The 13,511-nt window shown below is 34.1% G+C and carries 8 protein-coding genes; 5 read left to right on the top strand and 3 right to left on the bottom strand.

All coding sequences use genetic code 11. From position 1 onward, the window contains the following. Positions 1 to 498: 498 nt before the first annotated feature. Together IC221_RS16715 and IC221_RS16710 are read left to right on the top strand one after the other, a co-directional pair. Complete coding sequence (locus IC221_RS16715) at positions 499 to 3,201, top strand: choice-of-anchor D domain-containing protein (RefSeq protein WP_188170070.1); 2,703 nt, start codon at positions 499 to 501, stop codon at positions 3,199 to 3,201. Between the two features lie 244 nt (positions 3,202 to 3,445). Beyond that, positions 3,446 to 3,844 (top strand): hypothetical protein, encoded by a 399-nt coding sequence (locus tag IC221_RS16710; RefSeq protein WP_044204717.1) that lies wholly within the window; start codon positions 3,446 to 3,448, stop codon positions 3,842 to 3,844. Between the two features lie 530 nt (positions 3,845 to 4,374). Here the strand turns inward: IC221_RS16710 and rocD are convergent. Both rocD and IC221_RS16700 read right to left on the bottom strand, forming a co-directional pair. Beyond that, the gene (rocD, locus tag IC221_RS16705; RefSeq protein WP_188170069.1) at positions 4,375 to 5,616 is read right to left on the bottom strand and encodes an ornithine--oxo-acid transaminase; all 1,242 of its coding nucleotides are present in this window, start codon (positions 5,614 to 5,616) and stop codon (positions 4,375 to 4,377) included. A gap of 81 nt (positions 5,617 to 5,697) precedes the next feature. Next, a complete protein-coding gene (locus tag IC221_RS16700) occupies positions 5,698 to 7,791 on the bottom strand; it encodes an OmpA family protein (RefSeq protein ID WP_188170068.1) in 2,094 nt (697 codons plus the stop codon). A gap of 461 nt (positions 7,792 to 8,252) precedes the next feature. Here IC221_RS16700 and lon point away from each other — a divergent pair, with 461 nt between their 5' ends. From lon to IC221_RS16685, 3 genes are all read left to right on the top strand, one after another. Further along, positions 8,253 to 10,718, top strand: coding sequence for an endopeptidase La (gene lon / locus IC221_RS16695; protein ID WP_188170067.1), 2,466 nt, complete (start codon positions 8,253 to 8,255; stop codon positions 10,716 to 10,718). Between the two features lie 276 nt (positions 10,719 to 10,994). Continuing rightward, positions 10,995 to 11,984 carry a beta-ketoacyl-ACP synthase III gene (locus tag IC221_RS16690; protein ID WP_188170066.1) on the top strand — a complete coding sequence of 330 codons (990 nt, stop codon included), beginning with the start codon at positions 10,995 to 10,997 and terminating at the stop codon, positions 11,982 to 11,984. Positions 11,985 to 12,328: 344 nt separating this feature from the next. Beyond that, positions 12,329 to 13,207: a diacylglycerol kinase family protein gene (locus IC221_RS16685; RefSeq protein ID WP_188170065.1), complete on the top strand. Its 879-nt coding sequence runs from the start codon at positions 12,329 to 12,331 to the stop codon at positions 13,205 to 13,207. A gap of 105 nt (positions 13,208 to 13,312) precedes the next feature. Here the strand turns inward: IC221_RS16685 and IC221_RS29590 are convergent. Then, the coding region (locus IC221_RS29590) for a hypothetical protein (protein WP_223241412.1) at positions 13,313 to 13,511 on the bottom strand (199 nt) is incomplete at its 5' end.

The raw sequence follows: 13,511 nt of genomic DNA, 5'->3' as shown, positions 1-13,511 counted from the left end.
AAGGGAAAAGCGTTAAGAATTTCATGTATTGAGCCGTTAAAAATGATTTTGCTGTCTGAGCGCAGCGAGTTTAAAATCATTGAGGCGAGAGGAATGGAATTTAGCTTTTGACTTCTAAGCCTTGACTTTTTTGCTTCGTTTTTGTGTTAAGACAAAAATGAAGAAGAAGGAAGATTGAAAGTAGATTCTATAATTGCTTATAGAGAAGTCGATTAAAAGTTGACGATAACTGAGTTTACAGTATACGAAACACCATGGTAACAGATGTTAAACAATTTATGATTACAAAAAAGATGGTAAAAAATACCGACTTCAACACATTAAATTGTTTTCAAGTACAGATCAAAATATAATTTTGAAAGCTCGTTAAATAACAATGCGAACATCAACTTTGATCTTATTACTTGTACTTGCTACGTCTAATAACTCTTGTACTTTTGTCCTCTAACTTTAAATAATTTTTATTAACCTCTCACATTTTATCTACTAACATAAATGATGAAATACACATTTACTATTCTAATTTCAATTCTATTTCTGAGCATAACGTTTCAATCCAATGCACAAGGAAAGTTAAGTCTATACAAAGTCAACAGTGATAATACAGAAGACATATTCAATGATAAAGACACTATAAACTTTGGTAATCCTGGAGTAACATCACCAATTCTGTCACAACAAATCATAGTCAGAAATGAGTCTTCTACTGAGTCATTAAAAATCAATACGATTACTTTTGATGATACTGGAATCTTTGGTTATTTCCCCGCTTCTGGTGAGATGACTATCAATCCTAATGAAGCTGGGAGTTTTTATATTTATTACTCTGCTGCTTCTAATATTGATTTACATAAAGGATTTCTTACTTTTTCTTCATCAGATCCACAAGCTTCCTCTGTTACCATCAATACAATTGTCAATAAAGATGACGGAGAACTTAAAGTAAGTAGCCCAGAGTATCCTATTGTCAATCATCAAATTGACCTTGGAGATGTATTAATTGGAGAAATAAAACGTTTCACTATTGAAATGGAAAATATTGGAGAAGGCTATATGTTTGTTGATAAAACAGAATTCGATTCTGAAACAAACAAGTTAATCTCTACCTACCACACAAAACAAGGTTTCGGGAAAGGCACGACTTACAATAATAATCTTTCATTTAAAGCAATGAAAAAAGGTGCTTTTGAAGCCACCATCAAAAATAAACTTGAAAGAGGACAAGTAGATGAACACCAAATAAAAGTCATAGGAAATGTGCTATCGCCTGATGTAGAAATTAGTTATGAAGGTGATCTACTCCAACCTGAAAATACTATTACAGAAAACCCTCTACCCTATGCAACTCAACAATTCCGTTTCACGGTAGAAAATAAAGGTAATGCCGATTTAACGATCAATGGTGTCACTTTAAACCAAAATGATGACCGTGAGTACCACATGCCTAATAGTGGTATTTTTACCACAATCAAACCGAATGCCTCTTTCACATATACCTTAGAGTTAATTCCGTCCAGTATCGGGGAAAAGAATGTTGAGGTTATATTCAATACTACAGATGTAGAGGCTCAAACGATTAAAGTTGATTTTTCAACAATCATTGAAGCTGCTGTAATTCGTTTCGAAGATAAAAATGGACAAGAGATCACTCAAAATCTGGGATTTGATATGCAATCCACTTCAGACAATGCGGTGGTAACTGATGAACTTTATATCAAAAATATTGGAAATAAAGTATTAAGCATTACTCAGTTTAATGAAATATATGACATCTATAATCAATTTTCTTTTGACTATTCAGGTAGTGATATTGGTGTAAACGAGCGTCAAAAAATCTCATTCACCTATTTTCCTAATGGCTATAATGCATATAAGAAAAGCTTTCCGATAGATATCGTTTCAAATGCTCATGAAAATAAAACAATTCGTTTCAATGTTCATGCATTCCATCAATACCATGAAGCTGAATTAAGATACGACGGTAATTTAGTCTCAGAATCGTATCCTATTGATTTTGGTCGTTTTGATATCAATACAGGCAAAGAGATTACACTTCTTGTTCAAAACTCAGGCACATTACCTCTAACCATTAAAAATGTAAGCTTCAAAAATACAGGTCAAAATGATTTCGAAATTAAAGAATTTACTCAAAATGAAATCAAGGCAAATGAAAACGGTAAGATCGTTATTCAATGTAATTCATCGAAAGCACATCAACATCTTGACGAAATATTAAAAGTAGAAACATCGGATTACAAAAATGCCATTCAAACTGTCAGGTTAACAGCAAACCCTGTTAAGTCTGAATTTTATATGAGTAACCCTGAAAATACCATTACCGTATGGAATGGAGATGTAGAAGAATATGGTCCTTTGAGTTATGAAAGAGATTTTGAATACACTTATGTCATTCAAAACAGAGGTGCTGCTCCTTTAACCATAAAAGCCATTACAGTAGATCCAAACGATGGTTATACACTGAATTTTTCGGGTTTTGATCTTCCGATTACACTTCAACCTTCTGAAAAGCAAAATTTGATAATGAGCGCTACTCCACATTTACCAGGAGAGTATAACTCTAAAGTACATATCACAACGGATGAACCTTCTGCCAATCATTTCAGCTATACAGTGAAAATGACTTCATTACTTCCGGTATTGGAGGTGACACATAATAATGAAGTAATACAACCAAGTATCGTGGATTTTGCAGGTTTTGATGCTTACACACTAACCGTACTCAATAGAGGAACTGACATCCTAGAATTACCCTCAATTCTTGTAAGTGATAATGATGAATTCTCAATTTCTTATGACGAGAAAGTGGATTTCTTAAGACCTCAAGAAAGCTTGGATATTACTATTAATTATTCACCAAAGGATAAAACAAAAGTGGAGGGTACCTTCTCTTTAAAAACCAATGATAAAAAAATGGAAGAATTCTCATTGATTTTAAAAGAAAGAACCATAACAAGTATTGACGATCAAGTGGTAAAAATTGATGTTTATCCAAATCCTACTGAGAACCAACTGTATATCAAAGGAATATCCCAACAAGTAAAAGTTAGAATTTTCGACCTCTATGGCGTGCAACATGTAGATCAAATGTCCAATGGAGTGATTGATGTTAGTCGATTACATACAGGGATTTACCTTTTAGATATTAATGGTCAAGTCACTCGAAAAGTGATCATTAAGTAAAAATTGAATGAGCATCATGATGATTACACTGTACACAGTGCGTTTAAAGGCAAAATGAAGAAGAAGGAAATTTGAAAGTAATGCCAATTGATCGTTGACAATGTATTGATTTACAAAGCTTATTCTCTCAATTTTCGACTGAATAGTTAACTTTACTTTAAGAGATTTGCTTCGATCAATAATACTTTAGAATTTTGTAATTGGGAGTCGATGAAAAATTTGATTCCAAATCAAAGAAAAGATTATGCAGAATACGCCAGAATTAAATAGTCAAGGAAAATACCTTGGTACAATTACAAAAGATTTTATTAAAGTCTATTCCGTACTTCAAGAAGCTTCCTATCAAATCAGAAAAAGAAACTTTTCTCAATATCCTATCTTTCCCGTGAGCAAAACACAAGCGAAAGTAGGGCAATACATTGTAGGGCCTCAACAAAAGGATTTCCTAGAGTGGAATTACAACGTTTCTTTCGCTGAAGAATTCCTTCAAAAGGAACTTATTCTTGCCGAGAAATATGAAGAGTTTAAAAAGAACTATAAAAATGCAGATGAATTTTGTTGTCTTTTCGTAATTGATGAAGACTTCGTCAATTTCGTTTTTATTCCTTATCCAGTGGATGAGGAAGGAAAAGAGGTTCTATAATAGAATATCATCTATTGAAGTAGTCCATCTACTTTATAAATAGGGGCATAGATTTTGAAGTGTAATATTTCGGAATTTATGTCCCTATTTCTTTGATTTACAGACTTCCTGAACTAGGAATAAATACAAAAAGAATGATTTACTCGGCTCAATAACACCATCAACTCCCATCTTTCTATAACTAACCATTCATCCTTTAATAAATATCAAAATGAATCAAGAAAAACAGAATGATGCTTTCGGAAAAACTGAATTTGGAAGTTTAATCTTCATCATACTTATTGTTTGCTTTTTGTTTTTAATTCTTCCAGAAATGCACCTTACAGTACTCTACCCTAGATCCCTTTTTTATTTTTTAAGCTATAGTTTAATTCTAATCCTATCTGGGTTCACCTTTAATTATTTTCTAAAGACATTAAATCAAATTTTCAGAAAAAAATAGTTTTGCTCAAAAATCGCCTAAAAATAAAAAGGGCATCGAGTAATTGAATACCAGATGCCCTTTTGATCTATATTATTGATAGAAATAATTACTTCTCAAAAGTCATTACTACTTCTTCAATGATCGCGATACATTCCATTAATTGCTCTTCAGTAATTACTAAAGGAGGCGCAAAACGGATAATATTACCATGTGTTGGTTTTGCTAAAAGGCCTTTGTCCATTAAAGCATAGCACAACTTTGTAGCTGTAGAACTTTCCTCCGTGTCATTTACTAAAAGAGCATTCAATAAACCTTTACCTCTTACTCCAATTAATAAATCCGTTTTTCCACAAAGTTCCTCCATCTTCGCTCTGAAAATTACCCCTAAGTCATACGCATTTTCAGTTAGCTTTTCGTCTTTCAGTACGTTTAAAGCTTCCATCATTACTGCACATGCTAATGGGTTACCACCGTAAGTAGAACCATGTTCACCAGGATTCAATACATCCATTACTTCATTTGAAGATAAAACCGCAGATACAGGATAGAAACCACCTGAAATAGCTTTACCCAAGATGATCATATCCGGCTTGATTTCTTCATAATCTGAAGCTAACAATTTACCTGTTCTACCTACACCTGTTTGAACTTCATCTACCATAAATAATACATTATGTTGGTTACAAAGTTCTTGTGCTTTTTTCAAGTAGCCTTCTTCAGGAAGGTAAACACCTGCTTCACCTTGAATAGGTTCTAACCAAAGACCCGCAACATTAGGGTTTTGTAATACCTCTTCTAAAGCGGCAATATCATTATAAGGTACAATTTCGAAACCTGGCATAAACGGACCGAAGTTCGTTGTTGCAACAGGATCTGTTGAAGCTGAGATAATCGTCGTCGTTCTACCGTGGAAGTTTTTCTCTACACCTACAATGATTGCCTCATTTGCAGGAATACCTTTCTTCTCGTAACCCCACTTTCTTGCTAACTTAATAGCCGTTTCGTTTCCTTCAGCACCTGTATTCATTAGGATTGCTCTTTCGAAACCAAATGTATCACATAACATTTTTTCGGCAATACCTAACTGATCTGAATAGAAAGCTCTTGATGTCAAAGTCAACTTTGAAGCTTGCTTGACCATAACATCTAAGATTCTTGGATGAACGTGACCTTGATTCACTGCACTGTAAGCTGAAAGAAAATCATAGTATTTCTTTCCCTCTACATCCCATACAAAAACGCCCTCACCTTTCTCTAATACAACAGGTAGGGGTGCATAGTTGTGTGCACCATATTTCTTCTCTAAAGCGATTGCTTCTTGCGAAGAGATAGACTTTACTTGTTCCATGACAGTTAATCAATTATGAATATTGTGTTTATTATATTATAGTTCGTCAAATATGAAAGTTATTCATCTACTTTCCAAAAATTAGTCATCACTCCACTCAAAATTATCATCTGTTACAGGAACTGAAATTCTATATTCGTCTAAGAAAATCTTAAACTCTACTCTTCTATTCAAGCGTTTTTCATCTTCGTTCTGAGGGTTCATAATGATAGGGTCATCATCTCCCTTACCATCAGCAATTACACGATTGTCTTCCATCTCACCGTAATTGATCAAAAACCTACGGATAGATTCTGCCCTTTCTTTTGATAATTTCAAATTGGCTTTTGAATTACCATCTGAGTCTGTATGCCCAGTCACCAACAATCTGTAATTTTCATGTTTAACTAAAAAATCAACCACTAAATGAAGATTGTTTTCCATCTCAGGTTTTAACTTTGAACTACCAGGATCAAAATCAATGGAAGCAAATGAAAGGGAACTGTTGACAGAAATAGCAGGTATTTGAACATGTCTATCTCCTTCCACAAAAAATATTTCTTCAATCTGGAAAAAATTATCTCCTTCAATTACCAAGAGGTATTTCTTTTCGTTGACCAATTCAAAATCAAAAGAACCATCTTCTCGAATTTCCTTTGGAGCTACTTCTACCCTATCCGATAAATCAATAATGGTTACTACACCTTTAAAAACTTCACCTGTTGTCGGTTCTACAACTCTACCAGAAAAACGTACTGTATTGTTTGGTTTTGCCTCCATGGGAAGCGGGAAAGATTGTAAATCCAAGTTTGGATCTCCTTTGACCTTAGATTTTGCATAATACAGTTGCTTCGCCTCTGAATCGATTGCAAAATAATACTCATCACCAGGACCATTGACCAAAGGACCCACGTTTTTAGGTTCTGTAAACTCTCCTTTAACGATGTAAGATTTATAAATATCAAAGCCCCCGAAGTTGATAATGCCTAATGAAGAGCTAAAATATAAAACTGGAAATTTCACATGGGGATGAGGACTCAATTCACTTCCTCTCGAATTAATAAATGGTCCTATATTTTTAGGTTTACCCCAGTTACCATCTTTTTTCTTTACACTAAAATAAATATCAGCATTACCAAAACCACCCTTTCGGTCAGAAGCAAAATACAAAGTATCCTCTGTCATGGACAGCGATGGATGAGAATCCCAAGCATAAGAATTAATACCCGGACCCATATTTTTAGGTTTACCCCAACTGCCATCTTCATTTTTTTGAGAGACATAAATATCACAATCCCCAAAACCATCAGGAGTCATACAACGAATAAAGTAAAGAGTATTTCCATCTTTTGTAAGATATGGTGACCCTTCATTGTATTTCGTATTAATCTCATCAAATGACTCAGCCGGTCCCCACATATCAAATTCAGTCTTTTCGGATACAAAAATATCCTCGTTAGCATGTGAAGGATTAAACTGTCTGTTGAAAGCCGATGTGTCTCTACCGCTTCTATTACTTGTAAAAAGTAACCTGTTTTGAGCTTCGCCACCTAATGTCATTCCATAGTCTGAAAATTGAGAGTTCACATGACCTCCCATATCCACCAATACATCTTCAGGTGGTTGAAGTGTATCAATTAATGCTCTTTTATCTACCAACCGATAGTAGTCATCTAGGTTGGCATATAGTGGTTTTTCGAATAAAACTAAGTTATCGTAATGTTTCAATGCTTTTGAAAAATCACCACGATAATGTCTAAGAAGAAGTCTGTAGGATTCTTTGGCCAATGCCCTATCACCTGCATGTTCTGACACTTTGGCCAATCGCCAAATCAGATCCATGTCTTCTTTCTTTAAAAAATTTTGAATGCCAAAAGAAGTGACATAAGTATACAATAGTTGTCTGTATTCAGCCCATTGTTTGTTTCTTTCTAGTCTTAAGATTTGAGCTAAAGCTTTGTCGTTTCTGTAATATGGAATACGATTTATATTCGGGAATTTTAATCCTGGCAGTTTGACTACTTTATTAATTGAAGTAGGTTCAAACTCAGAAATTTTCAGTCCGCTGTCTTGTTGTTCCTTATTTTGTGATTCGGCCTTCTTTTTCTTTTTTCTTTGTCCATATATTGGGTTATGCATGAGCAACAATACGATGAATAAAAGACTAAGTCCGCTTCTAATGAAGGTTTTTTCCATAGTTTATCTTATCTCTCTATTCTTTTAAGATAATCAAAGATGTTAATTTAATTGAGTACTTAAATCAAAAATAGTTCATAATTTGATTCTTTGTTGTTTTTTGTAAGCATAACGCTAAAAAAAAGCACTAAAAGTGGTACTATTCTACGTTTTTTGAAATCAAAAATTGTAATATAATAATAAGAAGAAGTAGTATAAAGTCATTTTGAGTTAGTACTTTTGTACATTTACCATAAAAGATAATTTCATACCTGAAACATCTCTATATTTATATAACGTAAAAAAAATTGTTTCCGTACAGTCGTAGGGAAATTCAAAATAATATACCGTCCATTGTTGCGCCACTTTTGTCAGTTGAGCATGAAAATATGTCAGCATTTACCATTTAGGTACAATATTGAATAATACAAACCATACTGATTGTGCAGATAGGCATAATAAAGACAAGACAAACTCAATTTATGAGAAAAACAAAAGATACATTAGCCCAAGGGCTTTTATCAAATATAAATAATGATGCTGTGATTTCAGTGATTGCTGAAGATGATAGTAGCGAATATCAATTAGACGGAATTACAGAACTTGAGGTACCCATACTTCCACTAAGAAATATGGTACTCTTCCCTAATGTGATTTTACCCATTACCATCGGAAGAGAAAAATCCTTAAAACTTGTAGAGGAGGCTTACGATAAAAAACAATTTATCACTGCAATCGCTCAAAAAGATGCCGCTGTTGAAGATCCATCTTTTGACGATATGCATAAATTTGGTACACTTGTTCAGATCGTAAAAATCTTACAATTACCAGATGGTAACTGTACAATCATAGCACAAGCGAGAAGTAAAGTTGAACTGATTGATGTGACAACACAAACTCCTTATTTAAAAGGAAACGTTGCCATCAAAGAGGAGAACTTTGAAAATATAACGCCAGATCAAGAGAAAGCTTTAGAATCATCATTGAAAGATTCTGCTTATCACCTTTTGAGTTTAAACCGCGACATTCCTCAAGAAGCTTCTTTAGCTTTAGAGAATATCAAGGGTTTAGAATTTTTAGCCAATTTCATTGCCACAAACATCACTGCAGATGTTAAGGAAAAAGTAAAAATCCTTAAGATCTCAGAAGGTAAAACCAAAATCGAGAAACTCCTTAAGTTGATGAATAAGGAAGTGAACGTTTTGGAAATCAAAAATGAGATTGCTGGAAAGACAAATGTAGATATTGATCAACAACAACGTGATTATTATTTACGTCAGCAAATGAAAGTGCTTCAAGGTGAATTGGGAATGGAAGGTCCTGATCAAGAAATTGAAGAACTAAAGGCTCGTGCTGTTAAAAAAGATTGGCCTGACAACGTTAGAGAACATTTCTTTAAAGAATTAGCAAAACTTCAACGTTCAAATCCTGCTGCAGCTGATTTTGCTGTATCAATGAACTATTGTGAGTTTATGCTTGATCTTCCTTGGAATAAATTAACGGAGGATTCTTTTGACTTGAAAAATGCTCAAAAAATCTTAGATAAAGATCACCAAGGTTTAGAAAAAGTAAAAGAGCGTATTTTAGAATACCTTGCTGTTCTTAAATTAAAAAATGATATCAAAGGACCTATCTTATGTTTATATGGCCCTCCAGGTGTAGGTAAAACATCACTTGGCCGCTCTATTGCAAAAGCGTTAGGTAGAGAATACAATAGAATCTCATTAGGTGGTTTACATGACGAGACGGAGATCCGTGGTCACCGTAAAACCTATGTAGGAGCTATGCCAGGCAAAATCATTCAGAGTATCAAAAAGTCAGGTGTTTCAAACCCTGTATTCATTTTGGATGAGATTGATAAAATCGGTGCAGACTTCAGAGGAGATCCTTCTTCTGCATTTCTAGAAGTGTTGGACCCTGAGCAAAACAGCTCTTTTGTAGATAACTACTTAGAGGTAGAATACGACCTTTCAAAAGTATTGTTTATTGCAACAGCCAACTCTTTAGACACGATACAACCTGCCTTAAGAGACCGTATGGAAATCATTGAGATTACAGGTTATACATTTGAAGAGAAAGAGGAAATTGCTAAAAAACATTTGATTCCTAAGCAAAGAAAGGAACATGGTTTAAAAGCAAAAGATTTTACACTTTCAGCTAAAGGTTTAAAATTCTTAATCGAAAATTATACTAGAGAATCTGGTGTTCGTGGTTTAGAAAGAACTGTAGGCTCTATTGTTAGAAAGGTTGCAAAATCTATTGCTCTTGAAGAAGAGTACAAGAAAACGATTGGACCAGATGAAATTATAAAATTCATCGGTGCACCAATTTTCGAAAGAGAAACATACCAAGACAACGAATATGCAGGTGTTGTTACTGGTTTAGCATGGACTTCTGTTGGTGGTGAAATTTTATTTATTGAAAGCTCACTGAATAGAGGAAAAGGCAGATTAACACTTTCGGGACAGTTAGGTGACGTGATGAAAGAATCTGCAACAACGGCATTGTCATGGTTAAAAGCAAATGCGGAGGTATATGATATCGATTATAGAATTTTCGAAAACTATGATTTGCATATTCACGTACCAGCCGGTGCTGTTCCAAAAGACGGACCTTCAGCAGGTATCACGATGCTTACGTCTATGGTTTCTATCTTTACGCAACGTAAAGTCAAAGCTAAATTGGCCATGACCGGTGAAATCACTTTGAGAGGTAAAGTATTGCCTGTAGGTGGTATTAAAGAAAAGCTACTTGCGGCAAAAAGAGCTGGAATTAAAGAGATCATCTTCTCGGAGAGAAACCAAAGAGATGTGAAGGATATTCCAGAGAAATATACAGAAGGTTTAACTCTTCATTTTGTTAAAGATGCAAAAGAAGTTTTAGACATTGCTCTTCTAAAAGGTAAGGTTGGAGACCCGATTCAATTTCACCTTCCAAAAGAAAATTAGGCCTTAAAAAGCACTAAAAATAAGGGCTATCTTCATTCGTAGAATGTTATGAAGATAGCCCATTTTTTTCGCATTACATTAAAGTGAATATTCATTCACAATGGTTTGAGTTTTATCCTTAATATTAACTCTAAAAAACATCTTTATATAATGATATTTTTTCTTTAATCGAAAAAAATTCTTTTTTTTGCATCGAAGCTTAATTAAAATCAGTACCCCATTGTACTGCTTTTTTTTTCTTCCTAACACACAATTACCATAAAAGTAACCAAACGTATGAGTCCAATAAATGCTGCGATTACCGCTGTAGCAGGCTGGGTTCCTGAAGACAAATTAACAAACCACGATTTAGAACAAATGGTGGAGACTAGTGATGAATGGATCACTTCTCGAACAGGAATTAAGGAAAGACGTATTTTAAAAGGAGACAATAAAGGTACTTCAACACTTGCGATAAATGCCGTACAAGCATTGCTAGAAAAAACAAATTCTAAAGGAGAAGAAATTGACTTACTGATTTGTGCTACGTCAACGCCAGATATGGGATTTATCTCTACTGCTAATATTGTCTGTGACGCAATTCAATCCAATGCTATGAGCTTTGATATTTCTGCAGCTTGTTCAGGATTTATATATGCTTTAGAAATGGCTTCCAACTTTATTAAGTCAGGAAACTATAAAAAAGTTGTAGTGGTAGGTGCAGATAAAATGTCGTCTGTAATGGACTACACTGATAGAAATACATGTATTCTTTTTGGGGATGGTGCTGGTGCAGTTCTGCTTGAACCAAGTGAAGAGTATGGTCTAATGGATGCTGTACTACACTCGGATGGGTCAGGTAAAGACCTATTAAATGTAAAAAGAGGATCAGCTTATCCACTGTCATTACAACATTTAGCTGAAAACGAACATTTCTTCTACCAAGACGGTAAGTCGGTTTTTAAACACGCAGTAACAAACATGGCTTCTGCCGCTGCTTCTATTTTAGAAAGAAATCAACTTTCTGCAAAAGATGTAGCTTACCTTATCCCACATCAAGCCAACTTGAGAATTATTGATGCGACTGCGAAACGCATGAAACTAGAGAAAGAAAAAGTGTGTATCAACATTGAAAAGTATGGAAATACTACTGGTGCCACTATTCCTTTGGTTTTATGGGATTTTGAAAAGAAATTTAAAAAAGGTGATAACCTAGTTTTAGCGGCCTTTGGTGGAGGATTCACATGGGGATCTCTTTACATCAAATGGGCTTATGATAGTAAATAAGACTATTATTTCCTTTTAAGACTATAGAAACAGCATTTTTTCTGAATCAAAAGAGAAAATGCTGTTTTTTTCATATATTTATGAAAATAGAAACTTAACCTATAAAAAATGTAATCAAGCTTTACCTTTAATAAGATTACTATTCTACTGGTGGTGTGAAATTTAAGACTATAAAGACTATAAAATTTGCCGAATTACCTTACAGAATGAACTGAAATTATATCACACCTTATGAATAATAACCTCATGACTGAGGGACTGCTTCGTTATATTCTTTTTTTAATAACTGGTTGATGGTTAAGGACAAGTAATTTTTTAAAATCTTATTTTAAAACAAATTCATCATGCCTAACATAATTTTGATTACGAACCCAAAATCTGGTAATGGTTCGTCTATTAAAGCTGCACACCTTGCACAACAGGCGTTAGCAAGTAAGAGGATCAACGTACATATTGTCTACACTGAATATCCTGGTCATGCCTCATCGTTAGCAAAATCTTTATTAAATGATTTTGATATCATAGTCGCTATTGGTGGAGACACTACAGTGAATGAGGTAGCACAAGCGTTAGTTGGAACAGATAAAATTTTTGGGATCATACCTTGTGGATCAAGGAATAGACTAGCCGAACACTTTGGTATACCTGTTCGACTTAAAAAAGCGATAAAAATAATTTATCATCAAAAGGTAATTCATATTAATGCTCCACTTATCAATGATCAATACTTTTTCTGTAATGCAGGAATTGGGTTTGATACTTTGATAAACAACAATAGTTTGATGCAATTCAACAGCAGAACTTTAAAAAACTACTTTAAGGTTAAGTTTATGGGATTGCAAAATCAAGTACAGAATGAATATACAATTCATATAAATGGTCAAAAAATCACCTCAAAAGCATTTTCAATTTCTGTAGACAAAGAAGCCCAATCTTATCCTATGGACTTTGATACTACATCAAAAAAATTAAATGAAAGACTCCGAAAAGCTAAAATTTCAGCCCAACCCTCCCTTCATAATTTTATCAACTTTGATGTTCAAATCCTCAAAGAAAATAATGTATCAAAAGAAATTAACCTAAAATCAAATGACTTCGTGGTTAACTCCACAACTCAGAAAAGTCAGATTTTGGGACACAAGGATGGAGAGCATAAAAAGTGGTCTACTCCATTAAATTTTAAAATTAGAAAAGAAGATCATCTAAATGTGATTATTGATTAAACACATTGTAAACTCAGTTTTCGTTATTTATATAGAAATCGGGAGATTTCTGATGATCTGAAAGACACGAATGACGCTAACGCTTAACATTCGCGCCAGTGAGCTTTATACCATTTTAGTTTGGTAGTACTCGCCCCCGGCCTTGAAGGGAAAAGCGTGAAGAATTCCATGAATTAAGCCGTTAAGAATGATTTTCTTGTTTGAGCAAAGCGAGTTTAAAATCATTGAGGCGAGAGGAATGGAATTTAGCTTTTGACTTCTAAGCCTAGATTTTTTGCTTCGTTTTTCATCAATGGAAAAATGA

The sequence above is a fragment of the Flammeovirga sp. EKP202 genome (genome assembly GCF_014534745.1).
Taxonomy (GTDB): domain Bacteria; phylum Bacteroidota; class Bacteroidia; order Cytophagales; family Flammeovirgaceae; genus Flammeovirga.
Note: the sequence above shows the minus strand (reverse complement) of the source record. Positions and strands in the feature narration are given on the sequence as shown.

Coding starts and splice junctions, on each gene's coding strand:
- IC221_RS16690 (WP_188170066.1), top strand. CDS start 10,995: ATGAGTCCAATAAATGCTGCGATTACCGCTGTAGCAGGCTGGGTTCCT.
- IC221_RS16700 (WP_188170068.1), bottom strand. CDS start 7,791: ATGGAAAAAACCTTCATTAGAAGCGGACTTAGTCTTTTATTCATCGTA.
- IC221_RS16710 (WP_044204717.1), top strand. CDS start 3,446: ATGCAGAATACGCCAGAATTAAATAGTCAAGGAAAATACCTTGGTACA.
- lon (WP_188170067.1), top strand. CDS start 8,253: ATGAGAAAAACAAAAGATACATTAGCCCAAGGGCTTTTATCAAATATA.
- IC221_RS16715 (WP_188170070.1), top strand. CDS start 499: ATGAAATACACATTTACTATTCTAATTTCAATTCTATTTCTGAGCATA.
- IC221_RS16685 (WP_188170065.1), top strand. CDS start 12,329: ATGCCTAACATAATTTTGATTACGAACCCAAAATCTGGTAATGGTTCG.
- rocD (WP_188170069.1), bottom strand. CDS start 5,616: ATGGAACAAGTAAAGTCTATCTCTTCGCAAGAAGCAATCGCTTTAGAG.